Source organism: Cellulomonas sp. FA1 (assembly GCF_000986825.1).
Lineage (GTDB): Bacteria > Actinomycetota > Actinomycetes > Actinomycetales > Cellulomonadaceae > Cellulomonas > Cellulomonas iranensis.
This window is the reverse complement of sequence record NZ_LBMY01000001.1, coordinates 3167956-3189930: the sequence shown is the minus strand read 5'-3', so window position 1 is coordinate 3189930 and position 21975 is coordinate 3167956. Positions and strand designations below refer to the sequence as shown.

Sequence of the window (21975 nt, the reverse complement as noted above, 5' to 3'; positions counted from 1 at the left end):
GGCAAACACGTCGACGTGAGACGCGCCGCGATGGATCGTGGACGCATGACCTCGTGGACCGTGCTGGAGCTGCCCGTACCGTCGTCGCTCGACGCCCCCGACGCGGCGCTGCTGCACGGGCTCGTCGACGCCCAGAACGCGGTCGTGCGCGCGACGTGGGGCACCGACGACTTCACGACGACGGCGCGCCGGTCGCTGTCCCGGCTGCAGCACCAGGAGTACCAGCGGCGCGTCCGGCTGCTCGCGGTGGACGCCGTCGCCGACATCGCCGACCCGGCCGCCGTGATCGGGTTCGCGTGCCTGGACCTGCCGCAGCGGGACAACACCCACACCGGGTGGCTCGAGGTGGGGGTGAGGCCCGAGCACCGCGCGACGGGGGTCGGCGCGGCGCTGCACGCGGCCGCGCTCGACGCGGCGCGCGCCGCCGGCCGCACGCACCTGATGGCCGAGACCGACCAGGCCACCGAGCCCGCGCCCGGCCCGGGCACGCTCGCCGCCCCGACGGGGGAGGGCCGGGTGTCCGCCGACGACGCGGGCGTGCGGTTCGCGCTCGCGCGCGGCTGGCGGCTCGAGCAGGTGGCCCGGCACTCGCGGCTCACGCTGCCGGTCGACGCCGCGGCGCTCGCGGCGCACCGGGCCGCTGCCGTCGCCGCCGCGGGGCCCGACTACCGCACCGTGACGTGGGACGACGCGACGCCCGACGCGTGGCTCGACGCGATGGCCGAGCTGCGCACGCGCATGAGCACCGACGAGCCGACGGGCGGGCTCGCGGTCGAGGAGGAGTGCTGGGACGCCGCGCGCGTGCGCGCGCTCGACGCGGAGTACACCGAGCGCGACGAGCACCGGCTGACGACGGCGGTCGAGCACGTGCCGTCGGGGCGGCTGGTCGCGTACTCGGGCTTCATGATGCCGCCGCACACGCAGGACTTCGTGTGGCAGGAGGACACGCTCGTGCTGCGCGAGCACCGCGGCCGCCGCCTCGGCATGCTCGCCAAGGCCGTCCAGCTGCAGGCGCTCGTCGCGCGCCGCCCGCAGGTCCGCCGCATCAGCACGTGGAACGCCGAGGAGAACCGCTGGATGCTCGCGATCAACGTCGCGCTGGGCTTCCGCCCGGCGGGCGGCACGGGCGTCTGGCAGCTCCCCCTCTGAGGCGAACCCGGTCTGACCACCGGCGCTCGCAACCCACGCTCACGCCCCCGGCGCAGTCGCCCCCGAGCCACCCCCGGCCCACCACCACCCGACCCACCGCACCACCCGACCCACCGCCACCCGACCCACGCGCGACTCACCCAGCACCGCCACTGGTCACTTCGGGGCACCCCAGGCAGGACATCCGCTCCCGAAGTGACCAGTGGTCGCCACCGGGTGCACCGAAGTGACCAGTGGGCGCCACGCGCTGCGGACGACCCGGGTCAGAGCACCGCGGCTCGCTGCGGGGCGCCCCACCAGCCGGCCCACCGGCGGCGGGCCTCGGCGAGCACCTCGTCGTCGAGGCCGTACGTCGACAGGGTCGCGTCGATCGTGCCGTGCGGCGGGTGCGCGGCGGCGGGCCGCATCACGAGCACGAGCAGCGACTCGGCGATGCCGTGCAGGTGGATGCCCACCTGGTGCTCGCCGCGGTAGCGCAGCGTCCCGCCGAGCCGGGAGCCGTCGGGCCGCACGACCTCGACGTGCCCGCCGACCGGCAGGCCGCGGATCCCGTGCAGCCCGGCACGGAACAGCAGCGGGTCGCTGCGGTCGCCCGCGTCCAGGCCGTGCGCCGAGAGCGTCACGCGGTCCTGCCCGAGGTGCACGTCGAGCGCGAACGCGAGCTGCTGGAGGAACTGCGTCCAGCCCTCGTCGATCTCGTCGAACACGCCGTCGAACGGGGCGAGCCCGGCGTGGCTGCGGCGCGTGAGCGCGACGTGCGAGCGGCGGGGCGTGTCGTCGCGCGTCGTGACGACGATCCGGTCGTGGTGCCCGAGCTCGAGCGTCCGGGTCGCGACGCCGTCGGCGTGCTCCTCGTGCTCGTGCACGGCCCCGCGGAAGATCTGCCGGATCTCGGCGTCGAGCGTGTCGGAGTCCCAGCCGAACCACCGCGCGATGAGGTCGGGGTCGCGCAGGTGCGCCCACACGATGGCGGCGGGTGCGTCGACGTCCACGGAGACGACCTCACGACGATCGAGCATCATGGCTGCTCACCTCGGTTCCACGGCGGCCTGCGGGTCCGACGGGGCGTCGACGACCCGTACCCGCGACGTTAGCCCGGCAGGCCCGCGACCGCAGCGGCGTCGACCCGCAGGGCGACGCGTTCACCCGCCGCGCACGTCCAGCCCGCGGGTGCGAGCGCACTCACACGGCCCACGCCGGCGACGTCGACGACCACCTCGGTCCGCCCCCGCCGCGACCGCACGACCTCGACCCGCCCGTCGACCGCGGCACCGGCATGGTGTCGGTCGTCGCTGGCGGGCCCCCCGACGGCGGACCGGGACGCTGCGCCGGGCACCGTGCCGCCGGACCCCGGGCCGTCGGCCGCGGCACCGGCCGCGTGGTCGGCTCCCCCGCGCTCGGCGCCCTCGCCGCCCGGGACGACGACGAACGCACCCGCCGCGAGCGCGAGCACGCCCCCGGCGGGCAGCAGGGCGACCCCGGCGGCGCGCGCGGCCCCGACGAGCGCGGCGACGGCGGGCGGCACGGCGTCCCCCGCCGCGGGCACGGGCACGAACGCCTCGTACCCGAGGAACTCGGCGACGCGCCGCGACGCGGGCCGCGCCCACAGGTCGGCGGGCGACGCGACCTGCAGCAGGCGCCCGGCGTCCATGACGGCGACCCGGTCGGCGACGGCGAACGCCTCGTCCTGGTCGTGCGTGACGAACAGCGCCGTGGTCGCGGTCGCCACGAGCACGTCGCGCAGGTCGAGCGCGAGCCGCTCGCGCAGGCCGCGGTCGAGCGCGGACAGCGGCTCGTCGAGCAGCAGCAGCCGGGGTCGGGGCGCGAGCGCGCGGGCGAGCGCGACGCGCTGCCGCTCGCCGCCCGACAGGGTCGCGACGTCGCGCCGCTGCGTGCCGGGCAGCCCCACGAGGTCGAGCAGCTCGGCGACGCGCGCCGTGCGCGCCGCCCGGTCGCGGCGCACGCCCGCGGGCAGCCCGTACGCGACGTTGCCCGCGACGTCGCGGTGCGCGAACAGCTGACCGTCCTGGAACAGCAGCCCGAACCCGCGGCGGTGCACGGGCACGCCGGTGACCGGCACGCCGTCCCACGCGACGTCGCCGCCGGCCAGCGGCTCGAGGCCCGCGACGGCCCGCAGCAGCGAGGACTTGCCGCAGCCGGACGGGCCGAGCAGCGCGACGACCTCCCCGGTGGGCACGGCCAGGTCGACGCCGTCGACCGCGGCGCGCTCCGCGCCCGGGTACCGCACGACGACGTCGGCGACCTGCAGCCCGTCGCTCACCACGCACCTCCGATCCCCGGGCGGCGCAGCCGCTCGCACACCGCCACGATGCCCGCCGTCAGCGCGGCCAGCAGCACCGACGCGGCGAGCGCCGCACCGTAGTTCTCGGCGCCGGGGCGTCCCAGCAGCCGGAAGATCACGACGGGCAGCGTCGGCTCCTGCGGGCGTGCGAGGAACGACGTGGCCCCGAACTCCCCGAGGGACGCCGCGAACGCGAACCCGAGGGCGAGGCCCACGGCCCGCGCGGCGACCGCGAGGTCGACGGTCCGCAGCACGCGCCCGGGCGGGGCGCCGAGCGTCGCGGCGACCTCGCGCTGCCGCGGGTCGATCGCGCGCAGCACGGGCAGCACGGTCCGCACGACGAGCGGCACGGCGACGACGGCCTGCGCGACCGCGACGAGCGCGGGTGACGTGCGCAGGTCGACGGGCAGGCCGAGCGGTGCGTCCATCGCGACGAGGAACCCGAACCCGACGGTCACGGCGGACACCCCCAGCGGCAGCATGAACAGCGCGTCGAGCCCCCCGACGGCGCGCCGCGCGGCCGTGCCGCGCGGGCGCCGCGACACCACGAGCGCGACGAGCCCCCCGACCACCAGCGCGATCACGGTCGCGTCGGTGGCCGTGCGCAGCGACGTGCTGGCCGCGTGCCAGGCGCTCACCGCGAGCGTGTCCTGCGGCACCGCGAGCGCGGCGTAGTTGTCGAGGCCCCAGCCGCGCGGCGTGCGCAGCGAGCGGACCACGAGGTTGACCAGCGGCAGCGCGAGCAGCCCGAGCACCGCGACGGCGGTGACGGCGACGGCGACGGCGTCGAGCGGCTCGCGCAGCCGCACGGGGTGCGCCGCGGCGGGCCCGCCGACGCTCAGCGCGCGCTCGGTGCGGGCCCGCGCCCGCCCGGCCACGGTCAGGGCCGCGGCGACGACGACGAGCTGCACGACCGACAGCACGGCCGCCGCGCGCAGGTCGAGGAACTGCGTGGTCTGGATCCAGATCTCGGTCTCGACCGTGCCGTACCGGCGCCCGCCGAGCACCAGCACGGTGCCGAACGCGGTCGCGCAGAACAGGAACACGAGGGACGCGGCGGACGCGATCGCGGGGCCGAGCGCGGGCAGCGTGACGGTGGTCAGGACGCGCCACGGCGACGCGCCGAGCGCGCGTGCGGCCTGCTCGGTGCGCTCGTCGAGGCGCTCCCACATGCCGCCGACGGTCCGCACGACGACCGCGTAGTTGAAGAACACGAGCGCGAGCACGACCGCGGTGACCGTGCCGTCGAGGCCGAGCCCGCCCAGCAGGCCGCCGTCGACGAGCAGCGACCGGAAGGCCACGCCGACCACGACGGTCGGCAGCACGAACGGCACGGTGACGAACGCGCGCAGCGCGCCGCGCCCGGGGAACCGGCACCGGTAGAGCACGTACGCGCCGGGCACGCCCAGCAGCACGGCGCCCGCCGTGCCGAGCGCGGCCTGCGCGAGGGTCTGCCCGACGACGCGCCACGTGCGGGGCCGCGCGAACACCTCGGCGAACCCCGACAGGTCGAGGCGCCCGTCGGTGACGAACCCGCGGCCCACGATCTCCGCGACGGGCTGCACGAAGAACACGCCGAGGAACAGCACGGGCACGGCGACGGCCGCGCCCCACGCGAGGGCGGTGCGCACGCGCGCGGCCCGCCCCGCGGCCGGGGCCGTCGGGGCGGGTCCGCGCGCGAGCGTCGTCGTCACGTCGTGGGCCGCCCGGTCAGCCGATGACCGTGTCGGACCACGTGCTGAGCCACTCCTCGCGGTGCTCCGCGATGTCGGCGGGCGCGACCTCGAACGGCTTCTCGGCCAGCGGCGCCCACCGCGCCCAGTCGTCGGGCAGGTCGACCGACGAGCTCACGGGGTACATGTACATCGAGCCGGGGATGTCGGCCTGGACGTCGTCGGACAGCAGGAAGTCGAGCAGCTGCGCAGCGCCCTCGGGGTTCTTCGCGCCCGCGAGCACGCCCGCGTACTCGACCTGGCGGAAGCACGTGTCGAGCAGCGCGGCGGTGCGCGGCGTGTCCCCGCCCTCGGGGACCGTCACGGGCGGCGACGACGCGTACGACAGCACGACCGGCCGCGGCCCGTCGCCACCGGCCCCGGAGAAGTCCGTGTAGTACGCGTCGGACCAGCCGTCGGCGACCTTGAGGCCGTTGTCGCGCAGGCCCGCCCAGTAGCCGGCCCAGCCGTCCTCGCCGAACGCCCCGACGGTCGCCAGCAGGAACGCCAGCCCGGGCGACGACGTCACGGGGTCCGGCACGACGACGAGGTCGCGGTAGGCCGGGTCGAGCAGCGACTCGAGCGTCGTCGGCGGCGTCACGCCCTTGTCGGCGAACCACGTCGAGTCGACGTTGAGGCACACGTCGGACAGGTCGATCGCGGTGAGCGCGCCGTCGTCGTCGCCCGGCACGGCGTACGTCTGCGCGTCGGCCGCCGCGGGTGCCGTGACGTCGGCGGGGACGACGACGCCCTCGTCGAGCGCGCGCGACGCGAACGCGTTGTCGATGCCGTACACGAGGTCGCCCAGCGGCGCGTCCTTGGTGAGGACGAGCTGGTTGACGAGCGCGCCCGCGTCGGCCTGCTGCACGACCTGGACGGTCAGCCCGCTGTCCTGCTCGAACTTCTCCAGCAGCCCGTCGGACAGCCCGAACGACTCGTGCGTCACGAGGGTCACGGTGCCGCCGGACGCGCCGCCGGTCGCGTCGGGCGTGGCCGCGTCGCCCGTCCCCAGGGCCGAGCAGGCGGTGAGGGCCACGAGGGTGGTCGCGGCGGCCAGTGCGGCACGAGGGCCGCGGTGGGTCGTCATGTGGTGGTGCTCCTCCGTCGTCGTCGGAGGGGTCCAGCGCTCGTCGTGCCGCGCGGGCACGCCGACCGCGGGAGGAGAGAAAGCCCGACTCCCTACGCCGGTATCAACCGGATCAGGTTCGAGGGTCTGCGGTGGTCCGCACTCTCAGCGTCCTCGCCCCGCACGCGGGACGGACGCTCCCCTGTCGTTCGCGCACGATCCTAGCCCCGCCACGTGGGCGCCCCGAACTGTGCCCAGGGTCCGGGCCGGGTAGCGTCCGTGCAGGCGAGGGCACGCGCACCGCGCGGCGCCCGGGCACGCGGACGAGCACAGGAGGCGCACATGTCGGACGACGAGCAGAAGCAGTCGATGGTCGCGAAGATCGTCGGTGCGGGCGTGGCCCTGGGTGCTGCGTGGCTGGTGCAGAAGATCATCGACTCGGTGTGGCAGAAGGCCAAGGGCCACAAGCCGCCGCAGGCCGACTCGACCGCGGAGGACGTGAAGTTCAGCGAGGTCGCCCTCGCGGCGGTCATCACGGGTGCCGCGGTCGCGCTGTCGCGCGTGATCGCGACGCGCGGCACGGCGAAGTTCGCGGGGCGCATCTCCCGCTGACGTCGCGCGGGCGGGCGTCGCGGGTCAGTCCGGGCGGCCGCCCTCGTCCGTCTGACGCGTCGCCGCCAGGTCGCGGGACAGCTCGTCGACGACGAGCAGGTCCTGCCGGACCTTGCCCGTGCGGAACCCGGCACGGCCGACCATGTGCGCCGCGACGGGCGCCGTGAGCATCTGGAACACCGCGACGAGCACGAGCGCCCACACCGCGCCGCCCTCGCGCAGCCGCAGCGCGAGGCCGACGAGCACGAGCACGAGCCCGAGCACCTGCGGCTTGGTCGCCGCGTGCATGCGGGACAGCAGGTCGGGGAACCGCAGCGCGCCGACGCCGGCCGCGAGCGCGAAGAACGCGCCGCCGAGCAGGCACACCGCCGAGACGACGTCGGCGACGGTGGTCCACTGGTCCTGGGTCATCGCGTCTCCTCGTCCGCCGGCCCGCCGTGGTGCTCGGGGTCGGGCTCGTCCTCGACGGTGTCGCGCGCGCTCTCGGGCACGGGCTCGGTCGCCGGCTCCGACGCGTCGCGGTCCGGCCCCGTCGCCGCGGCCGGCACCGCGTCCCGCGCGGCCTCGAGCGCGGCGCGGCGGCGCGCGCGGCGCTCGGCCAGCTCCTCCTGCTCGAGGCGGCGCTTCTCGGCCTCCTCGGCGGCGACCTCCTCGCGCGTGCGCACGCGTCCCTCGCCCTCGGGCTCGACGGCCGCGAACCGCGCGACGGTCACCGACCCGACGAACCCCACGAGCGACAGCACGACGAGCAGCGGCACGACGTCCGCGCGGCGGAACACCGCGGCGTAGAGCGCGACGCCCGCGATCACGGTGGTGACGACGATGTCGAGCGCGATGGTGCGGTCGAGCATCGACGGGCCGCGCTCGGCGCGGATCACGGCGAGGGTCGCTCCGACGGTGAGCAGCGCGGCGCACACGAGGACGACGACGTCGAACACGGTCATCGGGCCGCCACCTCCCGCGCGCGTCGGCTGCGGCTCAGGCCCGCCTCGGCGAGCTCGGCGTCGGATCCGAGCGCACGCAGCACGCGGGCCTCCTGGTCGAGGACGTTCTGGCGGGCCTTCTCGATGCCGCCGCTGGTCTCGACGTCGAGCACGTGGACGTACAGCCGGCCGGTGAGCCGGTGCGCCTCGACGATGATCGAGCCGGGCACGAGCGACACGAGCTCGGCCGTGAGCGTGAGGTACAGGTCGGAGTGGCTGCGCAGCTGCACGCAGATCACGGCGCCGCGGGGCGTGTACCGGGGGCGCAGCGCGACGAGGCTGACCTCGAACGACGCGCGCACCAGGTCGAGCGCGAACCGCCCGAGGAGCACGGCGAGCGCGGCGGGGTGCACGCGGCCGTGGAAGTCGACGGGCGTCATGCGCAGCCCGGTGGTGACGAGCACGCCGAGCAGCGCGCCGTTGACGACGTTGCCCCACGAGACGTCGCCCCACAGCAGGACCCACACGGCGGTGAGCCACAGGATCGTCACCCACTGGAAGCGCCAGCCGGTGCGGCGCGGGTGCAGGCTCATCCCTCACCCCCGTCCTGCGGGGCCGTGCCGGCCTCCACGTCCTCGTCGGCGGCGCGCTGCGACTCGCCCTCGCCGCGCTGCCCGTCCGGCAGCACGGCCTGGACGTACGTGCGGTCGGACAGGGTCTGCGCGGCGCGCTCGGTGTAGCCGTACAGCGGGCCGGCGAAGACGGTGAGCGCGAGGCTCACGACGACGAGCGCGGCGGTGGGCACGACCATGAGCAGCGGCACGCGGTGCGCGGGCAGCGGCTCGGGCGGCGTCTGCCAGAACGCCTTGTTCCACGCCTTGATGAGCGCGTACAGCGTGAGCAGCGACGTCACGACGGACCCGACGACGAGCGCGTACGCGAGCGGCGTGCCGAGCTCGACGCCGGCCTCGAGCAGCCCGACCTTGCCGAGGAACCCGGAGAACGGCGGGATGCCGCCGAGGTTCATCGCGGGCACGAAGAACAGGATCGCGAGCACCGGGGCCATCTTCGCCAGCCCGCCGAGCCGGTCGAGCGACGTCGTCCCGCCGAAGCGTTCGACGAGGCCGACGACGAGGAACAGCGCGGTCTGCACGGTGATGTGGTGCGCGACGTAGTAGATCGCGGCGGTCCAGCCGTGCTGGGAGCCCAGCGCGACGCCGAACACCATGTACCCGATGTGGCTGACGAGCGTGAACGACAGGAGTCGTTTGACGTCGTCCTGCGCGACCGCGCCGAGGATGCCGACGAGCATGGTCGCCAGGGCCACCCACATGAGCACGTCGTCGAGCTGCCCGCCGGGGAACAGCAGGGTCTGCGTGCGGATGATCGCGTAGACGCCGACCTTGGTGAGCAGGCCTGCGAACACCGCGGTGACGGGTGCGGGCGCGGTCGGGTAGGAGTCCGGCAGCCACGCGGACAGCGGGAACACGGCCGCCTTGATGCCGAACGCGAGCAGCAGCATGGACTGCAGCACGAGCCGCACGCCGGGGTCGATCTCGGGCAGGCGCAGCGCGAGCTGCGCGAGGTTCACGGTGCCGGTCGCGGCGTAGACGCCGGCGATCGCGACGAGGAACAGGATCGAGGACAGGATCGCGACGACCACGTAGATCGTGCCCGCGCGGATGCGCTCGGTCGTGCCGGACAGCGTGATGAGCACGTACGACGCCGCGAGCAGGATCTCGAACCCGACGTAGATGTTGAACAGGTCGCCCGAGAGGAACGCGTTGGCGACGCCCGCCGACAGCACGAGGTACGTGGGGTGGAAGATCGAGATCGGCGCGAAGCGCTCGCCGTCCTCGCGGCCCTGGGCCAGCGAGTAGATCAGCACGCACAGGATCACGACCGACGACACGGTCAGCATGAGCGCCGACAGCCGGTCGGCGACGAGGTTGATGCCGACGGGCGCCGCCCAGTCGCCGATCTCGACGACGACGGGCCCGGCGTCGGCGAGCACGAGCAGCGCGGCCGCGACCACGGCGACGAGCGTCAGGGTCACGAGCGACACGACGCGCTGCACGCGCGGTCGACGGTAGAGCGCGAGGGTCAGCCCCGCGCCCGACAGCGGCAGCACGACGGGCAGCGGGACGAGCCAGCTCCAGTCGGTCATCGGCCCTCCTCCCCGTCGGTCGTGGTCGTGCTCGGGCGCGCGGCGCGGCCCGGGTGGTCGGGCGCCGGTTCGGCGTGCACGTCCTCGAAGGCGAGGCCCTCGTCCATCTCGTCGCGCGTGGTCGCGGCCTCCTCGTCGAGCGTCTCGCCGCCCGACTCGGTGTCGTCGTCCTCGAACGCGCGCTCGTCGATCGCGGCGAGCCGCACGATGCGGCGGTCCTCGACGTCGTCCTGCACCTCGTCGTGGCGGTGCAGCTGCCACGAGCGGTAGGCCATGGCCAGCAGGAACGCGGTGAGGCCGAGCGTGATGACGATGGCCGTGAGGATGAGCGCCTGCGGCAGCGGGTCGCTCATGGGCCGGTCGGACTGCACGCCGATGAGCGGGGGTGCGCCCGCGGCGCCGCCGGCCACGAGGATCAGCAGGTTCGTACCGTTCCCCAGCAGGACGATGCCGAGCAGGATGCGCGTGAGGCTGCGCTCGAGCACGAGGTACGTGCCGACGGTGAACAGCGCCGCGATGGTCACGACGAACACGATGTTCGGGCTCATGACGACGTCGGTCACGGGACCACCCCCTCGGCGTCGCCGCCCAGGTCTCGCGGCACGGCGGACGCCTGGACGGCGGCGGTGCGGCCGCGCGCGAGCGCGAGCTGGTCGTCGCCCCCGACCGCGTCGTCCGCGACGTCGTCCTCGCCGGACTCGGCACGCCGGTCGATCTCGGCGCCGAGGCTGCGCAGGATGTCGAGCACGAGGCCGACGACCACGAGGTACACCCCGACGTCGAAGAACAGGCTCGTGACGAACTTGACGTCGCCCCAGACCGGCAGGTGGAAGTGCAGGATCCAGGACTCCAGCACGGACCCGCCGACGAGGAACGCCGCGAGGCCCGCACCGGCGGACAGGAACAGGCCCGTGCCGAGCAGCACGCCAGGCTGCACGGGTGCGGCCTCGCCGAGCTCGTAGCGCCCGCCCGCGAGGTACCGCACGGCCAGCGCGATGCCCGTGACCAGGCCCGCGGCGAACCCGCCGCCGGGCTGGTTGTGACCGCTGAACAGCAGGAACGCCGAGTAGACGATCATCGTGTGGAACAGCAGCCGCACGACGACCTCGAAGATGACCGAGCGGCGCTGCGGCGCGAGGGTGCGTCCGGCGCGCAGCCACTCGCGGGCGCGCGACCCGACGCGCGCGGCACCGGCGGCGTTGGTGCCGACGCTGCTGCCCTGCGGCGTGATCGTCACCGAGTCGCCGGGGCGGCGCAGCGCGGCCATGGGGTCGGCCGTGCCGCCCCACACCGCGCGGTCGGCGGGCGCCTCGCGCTCGCGGAAGATGCGACCGCCGCGCGCCGAGAGGAACACGAGCGACGCGACGCCCGTGGCGGCCACGAGCAGCACCGAGATCTCGCCCATGGTGTCCCACGCGCGGATGTCGACGAGCGTGACGTTGACGATGTTCTTGCCGCCGCCGAACTCGTACGCCTCGGTCGCGAAGTCCGCCGAGACGGGCGCGTGGACGCGGGCCGACGGCGCGACGAGAGCGACGCCCGCGACGACGAGACCGACCGCGAGGCCCACGGCGAGGCGCACCCAGCGCGACGCCGCGAGCGGCCGGTCGGAGAAGTACGGGGGCAGGCGGCGCAGCACGAGCACGAAGACGACGAGCGTGATGGTCTCGACGAGCACCTGCGTGACCGCGAGGTCGGGCGCGCCGTACAGCAGGAACATGCCCGCGGTCGCGTAGCCGCTGATGCCCGCGAGGATCACGGCCTTGAGGCGGCGGCGGGCACGCGCGACGAGGATCGCGGCGACGATCGTGCCGGCGGCGAACACGGTCTGCGCGGCGTAGTCCCAGGGCCGCACCGCGGCGGGGAACGAGGTCCCGCGCACGAGCGCGGTGCCGACCGCGAGCACCCACGTGGTGAGGATGACGCCGAGGTACAGCGGCAGCGAGCCGCGCTGCGTGACGGCCGTGACGTCGGCCGCGAGGTCGTCGAGCTTGCGCATCGAGCGCCGGTACGTGAGGTCGGCCTCGAGCACGTGCGGCACGCGCGCCTGCCAGCGCTCGACCTTGTCGCGCGCGAGGAACAGCAGCCCGCCGACGGCCAGGACGCCGACCGTGAGCCACAGCACGAGCCCGAACCCGCCCCACAGCACGAGGTGCCCGGGCTCGCCGAGCGGGTACGTCGCCGCGTACGGCTCGAGCAGGTGCTCGCCGAGCTGCGGCAGCAGCGCGACCGCGAGCCCCAGGAACGACAGCACGAGCGCGGGCGCGGTGAGCAGGAACGACGGGCGCGTGACGGGCGCCGGCTCGACCGACTCCTCGCCGCCGGCGGCGAGCGACGTCGTGGTCGCGACGCCCTGCGCGTCCTGCGTCGCGCTCTGCGGCACCAGCGCGGGCTTGGTCGCGAACGCGCCCCACCAGAAGCGCAGGCCGTACGCGACGGTGAGGGCTGAGCCGACGACGACCGACGCGAGCACGACCCAGCCGAGCGCACCGTCCTCGAGGTGCGCGAGCGCCTCGAGCCCGGCCTCCTTGGCGACGTAACCGGCGAACGGCGGCAGGCCGATCATCGACGCGGTCGCGAGACCGCCCGCGAGCGCGGTCCACGGCAGCGCCTTCCCGACACCCGACAGGCGCCGCAGGTCGCGCGTGCCGCACGCGACGTCGACCGTGCCGACGACCGTGAACAGCGCGGCCTTGAACATCGCGTGCGCGCCGAGCATCGCGAGGCCCGCGAGCGCGGTGGCCTGCGTGCCGAGCCCGACCAGCAGGATGATCAGGCCGAGCTGGCTGACGGTGCCGAACGCGAGCACGAGCTTGAGGTCGTGCTGGCGCAGCGCGCGGTACCCGCCGAGCAGCAGCGTCCCGGCGCCGAGCACGACGACGGTCCACCGCCACGCGGGCAGCTCGGAGTAGGCGGGCGCGAACCGGGCGACCAGGTAGACACCCGCTTTGACCATCGCCGCCGCGTGCAGGTAGGCGCTGACGGGGGTCGGCGCGGCCATCGCGGCGGGCAGCCAGAAGTGGAACGGGATGAGCGCGGACTTGGTCGCGGCGCCCGCGAGCAGGCACACCACGGCGGCGACGACGGCGCCGGAGGCCGGCGGCGGGTCGGCCATGAGCGCGGACAGCGAGTACGTGCCGGCGGCGTGCCCGAGGATCACGACGCCGACGAGCATCGCGAGGCCGCCCGCGGTCGTGACGATGATCGCCTGCATGGCGGCGCGGCGGCTGGCCTTGCGGTCGGCGTAGTGGCCGATGAGCAGGTACGACGTGACGGTCGTGAGCTCCCAGAACACGAACATCAGGAGCATGTCGTCGGCCGTGACGAGGCCGAGCATGGACCCCGCGAACGCCGTGAACACGGCCCCGAACCGCCCGAGCCCGGACGCGGTCGGCGAGAAGTACGCGGCGCAGTACACGAGCACGAGCGCGCCGACGCCCCCGACCACGAGGGTCATGAGCCACGACAGCGTGTCGAGGCGGAAGCTCAGGTCCAGCCCGAGGGCCGGGATCCACTCGACGACCTCGACGGGTCCTTTGCCGGCCTGCACCTCGCTGGTCCAGGTGAGCGCCCAGACCGCGGCGGACGCGGGCGCGAGGGCGAGGGCCCAGAACGCGCGCCGGCCCCACCAGTGGAAGAGCACGGGCGCGACGAGGGCCGCTGCGAGGTGGACCGTCAGCAGCAGCAGCACGTCCGGCTCCGTCCTGTCGGGGGCGGGTGGTCGGTCGGTGGTCGGTGTCTGACCGCACGTCGACGATGGCGCACGGGGGCCGTCCGACGCCGCGGACGACGACCGGGTGACCCGGAAGTGGGAAGGTGCGACCGCCGCGGCGGAGATCGTCCCTGCACGCGGACCGGTGGTCGGTGCAGGTCAGAGGCCGTCACGTCGGGTGCGGGGGACGGGGAAATCCTACCAACGGATGAGTTCGGGGCCCGGGGTGAGGCCCCGCGACGTGAGGGGTGTCACGTCGATCGGCCCGCGCACCGCCCGAGATGCGCAGGACGCCCGCCGCGACCGTCCGGCATCCGGGACGCCGCCGTGGGCGCCGTCCGTCACCCCCGTGGCCGCAGCCCGGGTCGGACGGGCGGACGACGCGGTCGCGCGGCGACGCCCGGCGCGGGGCGGACGGCCCGGGACCGCGGCGACCCGGCCGGATAGGTTGACGCCCGTGAGCGGGGTGCGGGTGGTCGCGGTGGTGCTGGCGGCGGTGGCGACGGTCGTCGGCGTCGCGGCGTTCGTGCGCGGGGCGGTCGTGATCGTCCGCACGGTGCGGACCGGGCGGCCGCTGCCGGGGCGGTGGGCGCCCGTCGGGCCGCGGCTCGCGACGCTCGCGCGCGAGGTGCTGGGCCACGGCCGGTTCCAGCACCGCCCGGTCGTGCGCGTCGCGCACTGGGTCGTCATGGTGTCGTTCCCCGTGCTCGTGATCACGCTGCTCACGGGGTACGGGCAGCTCGTCGACCCGCGCTACGGGCTGCCGCTGGTGGGGCACTGGTACCCGCTGGAGTGGGCGGTCGAGGCGTTCGCGTGGCTCGGGCTGCTCGGCATCGGCGCGCTCGTCGTGGTGCGGCAGCGCACGCGGCCGCGCGCGTCGCAGAGCGAGGGCGAGCAGCGCCGGTCGCGGTTCTTCGGGTCCAACCAGGTGTGGGCGTACGTCGTCGAGGCGACGGTGCTGCTGGTCGTCGTGGCGGTGCTGGTGCTGCGCTCGCTCGAGTACGCGCTCGGCGTGCAGGACGGCGCGGCGTGGGCGACCGCGGCGCACTTCCCGCTCACCGCGTGGCTCGGCGGCGCGTGGACCGGTGCGGCCCCCGCGACGCTCGAGACGGCGGTCGTCGTCGTCGCGCTCGTGAAGATCCTCGTGTCGATGGCGTGGTTCGTGGTCGTCGGTCTGCTGCCCACGATGGGCGTCGCGTGGCACCGGTTCCTCGCCGTGGTCAACGTGTACGCGCGGCGCGAGCCCGACGGCGCGCCCGCGCTCGGCCCGCTCGTGCCGCTGCGCGACGCCGCGGGCGAGCCGCTCGACCTCACGGCCGTCGAGGACCTGCCCGAGGACGCCCGCCTGGGCGTCGGCGCGGTCGAGGACCTGCCGTGGAAGGGCCTGCTCGACGTCGCGACGTGCACCGAGTGCGGCCGCTGCCAGGACCAGTGCCCCGCGTGGGCGACCGGCAAGCCGCTGAGCCCCAAGCTGCTGACGCTCGCGCTGCGCGACCACGCCGCCGCGACGGCGCCGTACGTGCGGGCCGCGCGCGCGGCGGGCGCGTCGGACGAGGCGCAGGCCGACCCGCACCTGGGGGTCGACCTGGTCGGCTCGGGCGTGGTCGACGCCGACGCGCTGTGGGCGTGCACCACGTGCGGCGCGTGCGTGCAGCAGTGCCCGGTCGACATCGAGCACGTCGACACGATCGTGGACATCCGCCGCTACCAGACCCTCATGGAGTCGGCGTTCCCCGCCGAGCTGGGCGGCACGTTCACCAAGCTGGAGCGCCGCGGCAACCCGTGGGGGCTGCCCGCGCGGCAGCGCCTCGACTGGGCCAAGGGCCTGGAGTTCGAGGTGCCGGTCGTCGGCGTGGACGTCGAGTCCGCCGCCGAGGTCGACTGGTTGTTCTGGGTGGGCTGCGCGGGCGCGTTCGAGGACCGCGCCAAGCGCACCACGCGCGCGGTCGCGGAGCTGCTGCACGCCGCGGGCACGACGTTCGCGGTGCTGGGCGACGGCGAGACGTGCACGGGCGACCCGGCCCGGCGCGCGGGCAACGAGGCGCTCTACCAGATGCTCGCGGCGCAGAACGTCGAGACGCTCACCGAGGCGGGCGCGACGCGCGTCGTCGTGACGTGCGCGCACTGCTTCAACACGCTGTCGCGCGAGTACCCCGCGATGGGCGGCCGGTTCGAGGTCGTGCACCACACGCAGCTGCTCGACCGCCTGGTCGGCGAGGGCCGCCTGCGGTTCGCGCCCGGGGTCGGCGAGGACGCCGACGGCGCGACCGTGACCTACCACGACCCCTGCTACCTGGGCCGGCACAACCAGGTGTACGCGCCGCCGCGCGAGCTGCTCGCCGCCGCGGGCGTCGAGGTCGCCGAGATGCCGCGCAACCGCGAGACGTCGTTCTGCTGCGGCGCGGGCGGCGCGCGCATGTGGATGGAGGAGACGATCGGCGAGCGCATCGGCACGGTCCGCGCCGCCGAGGCCGTCGCGACCGGTGCGTCGACCATCGCGACCGCGTGCCCGTTCTGCACGGTCATGCTGGGCGACGGCGTCGCGGCGCACGCGCGCGCGGCCGGCGACGCGTCGGCCCCCGCCGCGGCGGACGGCGCCGCGAGCACGGGGACGCGCGCGCCCGCCGGGCCGGACGCCGCCGCCGCCGCGCGCCCGCAGGTGGGCGTGCCCGAGGTCGCGGACATCGCGGTGCTGCTGCTCGACCGGCTCGACCGCGGCTGAGCGGCGGACTCCGCGCTCGTCGGGGCGCGGCCCGCGCGTCGCCCGGCCCTCGCCCACCGCGTCAGCCGGCCGCCACGAGCGCGCCGTCGCGCGCCACGGGGTTCGCGAGCGTGCCCGCGTAGACGAACGACGAGGCCTGGTCCGCCAGGTCGACCATCTGCAGCGGGTCGCGCAGCTGGAGGCGGTTGAGGCACGAGTGCCGGAACCGCGCGACCCGCACGTCGACGTCGGCCGGCAGGTCGGGGTGGTCGGCCGCGTGCGCGTCGAGGCAGCGCGCGACGGCTCCCCAGAAGTCCTCCTCGGTCAGCACGCCGTCGGTGACGAGCACGGCCGCGAGGTGCCGCAGCACGCCGTCGAGCACGTCGACGAGGATCGCGTCGGCGCGCTCGGACGGGTCGACCAGGGCACGCGCGCGCTCCACGTCGGGCGGCAGCGGGCGCTCGTCCATGACCGCGACCTCCTCCCCGATGTCCTTGAGGAACGCCCCCACGGGCACGTGCCCCTCGAGCACGAGGATGACGTTCTCGCCGTGCGGCATGAACGCCAGCGCGTGCGCGCGGACGCAGTGCACGAGCGGCCGCAGGTAGACCCCCAGGTAGGCGGCGAGCCAGTCGACGGGGTCGAGGCCCGACGCCCGGACGGCGGCGGTCGCGTACGCGTCGCCGTGGGCGTCGCGGTGCAGCAGCGCGGCCATCGTCGCGGCGCGCTGCCCGTCGCGCAGCAGCGGCACGGGCGACTCGCGCCACAGCGCCGCGAGCATCTTGCGGTGCGCGCTGGGCTGCGGCGTGCGGTGGTAGACGTCGCCCGTGTAGCCGATCGACGCGTGCTCGCGCAGCACCCGCACGCCGCACGCGACGAGCTCGGGGTCGCCGTGCACGAGGTCGGCGACCCAGTCGTTGATCGCGGGCGTGACGCGCATGTACGCGGGGCTGAGCCCGCGCAGGAACCCCATGTTCTGGATCGCGACGGCGGTCTTCACGTAGTCCCGCTCGGGGCGCGACACGTTGAGGAACGTCCGGATGGACTGCTGCGGCCGGTACAGGTCGGCGGACTCGCCGAGCAGCACGAGGTCGCGTCGCGCGACGTCCGGCGCGAAGGTCACCGCGACCTTGTGCTCCCACTGCCACGGGTGCACGGGCAGGTAGCGGTAGCGCGCCGGGTCCAGGCCGAGCCCGCGCAGGTGCGCCGCGAACCCCGCGAGCGCGTCGGCGCCCAGCTCGCGCGCGTACAGCGCGTCCTCGTCCAGGCCGGCGCCGAGCGCGAGGTGCGTGCGGTCGCGGCGCGCGGCCAACCAGACGACGCGCACGTCGCGCGCGGCCTCGGGCGCGTACGCGTCGTGCTCGCCCACGCCGTACCCGATGCGACCGCTGTTGGCCACGAACCCCGGGTGCCCCTCGGTCATCGCGGCCTCGACGGTCGCGAGGTCGGCGTGCAGCAGCGCGGCGACCGGCGGCCCCGGCCGGTGCCGCCTGTAGGCGGCCGCCGCGAGCGTCGCCGACAGCTCCTCGAGGTAGAGCGCGAGCATCGCGTCGGGGATGCGCAGCAGCGGCTGGAGCTCGAGCACGAGCTCGAGGACGTCGAGGTCCGCGGGCACCCCGTCGCGCTCGCGCACCACGCTCGCCGCGTCGACGGCCCAGTGCTCGAGCGCGAGGCGGCGCGCCCGGAACCGGTAGGCGACCGGGCCCGTGGGTGCGTCGAGCGCGACGACGTACCGGTCCGGACCGGCGGCGCGGTCCCGCGACGGCGCCAGCAGCCGCTCGTGGGCGAACTCCGCGAGCGCCTTGGTGACCAGGTGGCGCTGCGCGGCGGCGAGGTGCTCCGGCGTCAGGTGGTCGGCGGGGTGCGGGCCGGGCGGCAGGTCGCGCGGCGCGGGGCACGGACCGGCGCCGGGCACGGGCCGGCGGACGACGGGGGCGGGGGCGGCAGCGGTCATCGGTGGTCCTCGGTCGCGGTGGTGACGGCGGGTGCGGTGGTGACGGCGGGCGCCGTGGTGACGGCGGGTGCGGTGGTCCTCGGTCCGCGCCGGGTGACCGGCAGCGGCTCCGCCCCCAGGCGGCTCGCGCCGAAGTCGGCGCGCGTGCAGACCGACAGCGCGGCGCGCTTGCCGGGCAGGTCGACCTCGCGCAGCACGCGGAAGCCCGCGGCGGCGTTCTTGGCGGCGATCGCGGTGTTGCGGACGTCGGGCTCGACGACGACCCGCGCGGCGCGCAGCGCCCCGAAGCAGAAGCGCAGCGTCGCGGCCATGACGGCGTCGGTCAGGCCGCTGACGCGCGGGCCGGTCGGCGGTGCGACGAGCAGGTGCATGCCGAGGTCGCCGGGGCGCGCGTCGTGCACGTCGGTGAGCAGCACGTGCGCGGGGTCGTACGTCTCGACGACGAACGTGGCGCTGCCGGCGACGCGGCCGAGCCACGCCTGCTCGTGCGGCGACCGCTCGATCCCGCGCTCGTACGCCAGCACCTCGCCGACGCCCAGGTGGCCCATCTGCCAGGCCCACGACGCGGGGTGCGTGAGCCACGCGTGCAGCACGGGCGCGTCGCGCTCGGGCACGACGCGCGCGAGCCGCACGGGGCCCAGCGACCGCCACGGCTCGACGTCCCCTGGCGTCACGGGCGCCGTGCCACGTCCACCGGTCACGCCGGCACCCCCGCGTCGACCGTGCCCGCGGGCGACGGGTGCGCACCGTCCGGCACCCCGAAGTCCTGGAACGCGATGCGCCGTTCGCGCGGGTAGACCTCCCGCCCGCAGACCGCGGCGAGGATCGTCGAGGACCGCCACGCACCGAACCCCAGGTCGGGGGCGGTGAGGCCGTGCGTGTGCTCCTCGCCGTTCTGCACGAACACGCGCCCGCGCCCGCCGTCGACCGAGTAGTCGCGCGCGACGGCCAGACGTCCGCGGGCGTCCCGGTCGAGACGGTCGTCGATGCCGAGCAGCACGTCGGGCGCCGGTGCCGCGTACCCCGTGGCCAGGACGAGCGCGGCGGTGGTGCGCTCGTGCTCGGCGCCCGTCTGCGCGTGGCGCAGCCGCAGCGTGTACTCCTGCGCGGCGACGTCCCAGACGGCGCCCGTCACCTCGGTGTCGGTCAGCAGCGTCGTCGGCACCGGACCGGTCGCGCTGCGGCGGTACAGGGTGTCGTAGACGTCGTCGACGAGGTCCGCGCTGATGCCCTTGTAGAGGTGGCGCTGCTCGCGCGCGAGCCGGTCCCGCAGCTCCATGGGCAGCGCGTGGAAGTGGTCGGTGTACTCGGGCGACGTCATCTCGAGCGTGAGCTTGGTGTACTCCATCGGGAAGAACCGCGGCGAGCGCGTCACCCAGTCCAGCCGGCCGCGGTCGACGTCGAGACCCTCGAGCAGGTCGCGGTAGATCTCCGCCGCCGACTGCCCCGAGCCGACCACCGTGACGGACGGCGCGCGGCGCAGGGCGTCGCGGTGCGGCAGGTAGTCGGCGCTGTGGACGACCGGGCCGGCCAGCCCCCGCAGCGCGGGCGGCACGACGGGCCGCGTGCCGACGCCGAGCACGACGTGCCGCGTGCGGTACGACTCGACGCCGTCGGCCGTGCGCGCGTGCACGGCGTAGAGGTCGTCGTCGAGCGGGTCGACCTCGACCGCCGTGACCGTGCGGCCCCAGCGCAGCGACGGGAGCTGCTGCGCGACCCACCGGCAGTACGCGTCGTACTCGCTGCGCAGCGGGTAGAAGCTCTCGCGGATGTAGAACGCGTAGAGGCGACCGGTCGCCTTGAGCCACGCGAGGAACGAGTACGGGCTGGTGGGGTCGGCCATCGTCACGAGGTCCGCGAGGAACGGGACCTGGATGGTCGCGCCCTCGAGCATCATCCCGGGGTGCCAGCGGAACTCCGGCGCCCGGTCGAGGAAGACGGTGTCGAGGTCCAGCGGGGCCGCGAGCGCCGCCAGGCCCAGGTTGAACGGGCCGATCCCGACGCCGACGACGTCGTGCACGCGCGGCGTCACGGCGTCACCTCCGCCAGCGGCTGGGCGTCGGCGAGCGTGTCGGCGGCGGTCCGCCGCACGAGCTCGAGCACGTGCCGGACGTCCGCGAGCGCGGTCGTCGGGTCGAGCAGCGTGAGCTTGAGGCACGGGCGGCCGTCGAGCACGGTGCGGGCGACGACCGCGCGTCCTGACGCGAGCAGGGCCCGGCGCACGGGCGCGACCAGGGCGTCGGCGCGCGCGTCGTCGAGACCGTCGGGCTGGTACCGGAACAGGACGGTCGACAGGTCGGTGCGCGCGAGCAGCCGCAGGTCGGGGTCGTCCGCGAGCAGCGCGTGCACGCCGACGGCGAGGTCGATCGTCGCGTCCCACAGCTCGCCGAGCCGGTCGGGGCCGAGCGCGCGCAGGGTCGTCCAGAGCTTGAGGGCGTCGAAGCGGCGCGTGGTCTGCAGCGACACGTCGACCTGGTTCGGCTCGTCGGCGTCCTCGGGGTTGAGGTAGTCGTGGTGGTGCGCGAGCAGCCGCAGGTCGGCCGCGTGCCGCACGACGAACGCCGACGACGACACCGGCTGGAAGAACGCCTTGTGGAAGTCGACGGTCACCGACCGCGCGCGCTCGACGCCGTCGAGCAGGTGGCGGCGCGTCGGGCTGACGAGCAGGCCGCACCCGTAGGCCGCGTCGACGTGCAGCCAGACGTCGTGCGCGTCGCACACGTCGGCGATCGCCGCGAGGGGGTCGACGCACCCGCGGTCGGTGGTGCCGGCCGTCGCGACGACCGCCATCGCGTGACGTCCGTCGCGCTCGACGTGCCGCAGCGCGATGGCCAGGGCGTCGGTGCGCATGCGCCCGTCCTCGTCGGTGGGGACCAGGCGCACGGCGTCGGGCGCGAGGCCGACGAGGCGCGCGGCCGTCTGGACCGAGAAGTGGCTCGACGCCGTCGCGAGGACGACGAGGTCCTCGGCCCGCAGGCCCGGGACGCCTGCGCGCGCGTGCTCCCGGGCGAGCAGCACGCCCTGCAGGTTGGACTGCGTGCCGCCCGAGGTGAACACCCCGCCGCCGGCGGGGAACCCGAGCCGTCCCGCGGTCCACGCGACGAGCCTGCGCTCGACGAGCGTGCCGATCCCCGACTGGTCGTAGGTGTCGACGCTCGTGTTGACCGCGGCCAGCACGGCCTCGGCCGCGACCGCGGGCAGCGCGACCGGGCAGTTGAGGTGCGCGAGGTACGCGGGGTCGTGGTACCAGACGGCGTGCCGGACGACGAGCTCGTCGACCTCGCGCACGGCCGCGGCGGTGCCCTGGCCGGGGCCGTCGAGGTCGACCGCGTCGACGAGCTCCTGGAGGTGCTCGAGGCTCGCGCCGGAGAACGGTCGGGTGGTGGTGCGGAAGCGGTGCGCGACCGCGTCGACGGTGGCCCTCATGGTCGCGACGTAGTCGTCGGCGGTGGCGGCGTGGAGCAGCTCGGTCACGTGGTCTCCCCCTGCGGTGGACGCCGGACGGACGTCCAGAAGTGAGGTTCACCTCACTTAGGCGGACCTAACGTACGCGATCCGGGCGAACCGGCCAACCCTCCCGGCCGGCTCACCGACCGGGCGCCTCTCCCGGAGCCCCGACGACGCGCCGTGCGGGACGCACCGGGCACTTGACGCGCGTCGCCCGGACGGGTGAGGTG

Annotated in this window: 17 protein-coding genes and 1 riboswitch; of the genes, 3 read left to right on the top strand and 14 right to left on the bottom strand. The window is 75.5% G+C overall.

All coding sequences use genetic code 11. The features are described from left to right. Window positions 1–45: 45 nt before the first annotated feature. Window positions 46–1149, top strand: coding sequence for a GNAT family N-acetyltransferase (locus tag GY42_RS14330; RefSeq protein ID WP_046529843.1), 1104 nt, complete (start codon window positions 46–48; stop codon window positions 1147–1149). Between the two features lie 263 nt (window positions 1150–1412). Here GY42_RS14330 and GY42_RS14325 read toward each other — a convergent pair whose 3' ends face one another. The 4 genes from GY42_RS14325 to GY42_RS14310 all read right to left on the bottom strand — a co-directional run bounded on the left by GY42_RS14325 (window position 1413) and on the right by GY42_RS14310 (window position 6250). After that, window positions 1413–2171, bottom strand: a complete 759-nt coding sequence (locus GY42_RS14325) for an SRPBCC family protein (protein ID WP_046529842.1) — start codon at window positions 2169–2171, stop codon at window positions 1413–1415. Between the two features lie 68 nt (window positions 2172–2239). Continuing rightward, a complete protein-coding gene (locus GY42_RS14320) occupies window positions 2240–3430 on the bottom strand; it encodes an ABC transporter ATP-binding protein (protein WP_046531030.1) in 1191 nt (396 codons plus the stop codon). Then, a complete protein-coding gene (locus GY42_RS14315; RefSeq protein WP_052748409.1) occupies window positions 3427–5145 on the bottom strand; it encodes an ABC transporter permease in 1719 nt (572 codons plus the stop codon). Before GY42_RS14315 ends, GY42_RS14320 begins: the two co-directional genes overlap by 4 nt. Before the next feature lie 16 nt (window positions 5146–5161). Next, window positions 5162–6250: a thiamine ABC transporter substrate-binding protein gene (locus GY42_RS14310; RefSeq protein ID WP_046531028.1), complete on the bottom strand. Its 1089-nt coding sequence runs from the start codon at window positions 6248–6250 to the stop codon at window positions 5162–5164. Between the two features lie 72 nt (window positions 6251–6322). After that, a riboswitch (TPP riboswitch) is annotated at window positions 6323–6443 on the bottom strand. Window positions 6444–6571: 128 nt separating this feature from the next. Between GY42_RS14310 and GY42_RS14305 the strand changes: the two genes are divergently transcribed. Continuing rightward, the gene (locus tag GY42_RS14305) at window positions 6572–6841 is read left to right on the top strand and encodes a DUF4235 domain-containing protein (protein WP_046529841.1); all 270 of its coding nucleotides are present in this window, start codon (window positions 6572–6574) and stop codon (window positions 6839–6841) included. Between the two features lie 24 nt (window positions 6842–6865). Here GY42_RS14305 and mnhG read toward each other — a convergent pair whose 3' ends face one another. The 6 genes from mnhG to GY42_RS14275 are packed head-to-tail and all read right to left on the bottom strand — an operon-like array spanning window position 6866 to window position 13622. Then, window positions 6866–7252 (bottom strand): monovalent cation/H(+) antiporter subunit G, encoded by a 387-nt coding sequence (gene mnhG, locus GY42_RS14300; protein WP_046529840.1) that lies wholly within the window; start codon window positions 7250–7252, stop codon window positions 6866–6868. Beyond that, window positions 7249–7785, bottom strand: a complete 537-nt coding sequence (locus GY42_RS14295) for a monovalent cation/H+ antiporter complex subunit F (RefSeq protein ID WP_046529839.1) — start codon at window positions 7783–7785, stop codon at window positions 7249–7251. Before GY42_RS14295 ends, mnhG begins: the two co-directional genes overlap by 4 nt. After that, window positions 7782–8357: a Na+/H+ antiporter subunit E gene (locus tag GY42_RS14290; protein WP_046529838.1), complete on the bottom strand. Its 576-nt coding sequence runs from the start codon at window positions 8355–8357 to the stop codon at window positions 7782–7784. The genes GY42_RS14295 and GY42_RS14290 overlap by 4 nt, the downstream gene beginning before the upstream one ends. Continuing rightward, a complete protein-coding gene (locus GY42_RS14285) occupies window positions 8354–9931 on the bottom strand; it encodes a Na+/H+ antiporter subunit D (RefSeq protein ID WP_046529837.1) in 1578 nt (525 codons plus the stop codon). The genes GY42_RS14290 and GY42_RS14285 overlap by 4 nt, the downstream gene beginning before the upstream one ends. Continuing rightward, the gene (locus GY42_RS14280; protein WP_226239497.1) at window positions 9928–10479 is read right to left on the bottom strand and encodes a Na(+)/H(+) antiporter subunit C; all 552 of its coding nucleotides are present in this window, start codon (window positions 10477–10479) and stop codon (window positions 9928–9930) included. Before GY42_RS14280 ends, GY42_RS14285 begins: the two co-directional genes overlap by 4 nt. Window positions 10480–10490: 11 nt before the next feature. Beyond that, window positions 10491–13622, bottom strand: coding sequence for a Na+/H+ antiporter subunit A (locus GY42_RS14275; RefSeq protein WP_046529836.1), 3132 nt, complete (start codon window positions 13620–13622; stop codon window positions 10491–10493). Window positions 13623–14100: 478 nt separating this feature from the next. On the opposite strand from GY42_RS14275, the gene GY42_RS14270 reads away from it, so the two are divergent. Next, entirely contained in the window at window positions 14101–16365 is a 2265-nt protein-coding gene (locus GY42_RS14270) for a (Fe-S)-binding protein (protein ID WP_046529835.1), read from the top strand. A 61-nt stretch (window positions 16366–16426) separates the two neighbouring features. Here GY42_RS14270 and GY42_RS14265 read toward each other — a convergent pair whose 3' ends face one another. From GY42_RS14265 to GY42_RS14250, 4 genes are read right to left on the bottom strand one after another with little or no spacing between them, the layout of a single operon-like run. After that, window positions 16427–18298 (bottom strand): IucA/IucC family protein, encoded by a 1872-nt coding sequence (locus GY42_RS14265; RefSeq protein ID WP_082131575.1) that lies wholly within the window; start codon window positions 18296–18298, stop codon window positions 16427–16429. Continuing rightward, window positions 18295–18999, bottom strand: coding sequence for a GNAT family N-acetyltransferase (locus GY42_RS14260; protein ID WP_082131574.1), 705 nt, complete (start codon window positions 18997–18999; stop codon window positions 18295–18297). Before GY42_RS14260 ends, GY42_RS14265 begins: the two co-directional genes overlap by 4 nt. Continuing rightward, window positions 18996–20330 (bottom strand): lysine N(6)-hydroxylase/L-ornithine N(5)-oxygenase family protein, encoded by a 1335-nt coding sequence (locus tag GY42_RS14255; RefSeq protein ID WP_046529834.1) that lies wholly within the window; start codon window positions 20328–20330, stop codon window positions 18996–18998. Before GY42_RS14255 ends, GY42_RS14260 begins: the two co-directional genes overlap by 4 nt. Next, on the bottom strand, window positions 20327–21772 hold the full coding sequence (locus tag GY42_RS14250; protein ID WP_046529833.1) for a pyridoxal phosphate-dependent decarboxylase family protein: 1446 nt from the start codon (window positions 21770–21772) through the stop codon (window positions 20327–20329). The genes GY42_RS14255 and GY42_RS14250 overlap by 4 nt, the downstream gene beginning before the upstream one ends. Window positions 21773–21975 lie beyond the last annotated feature (203 nt).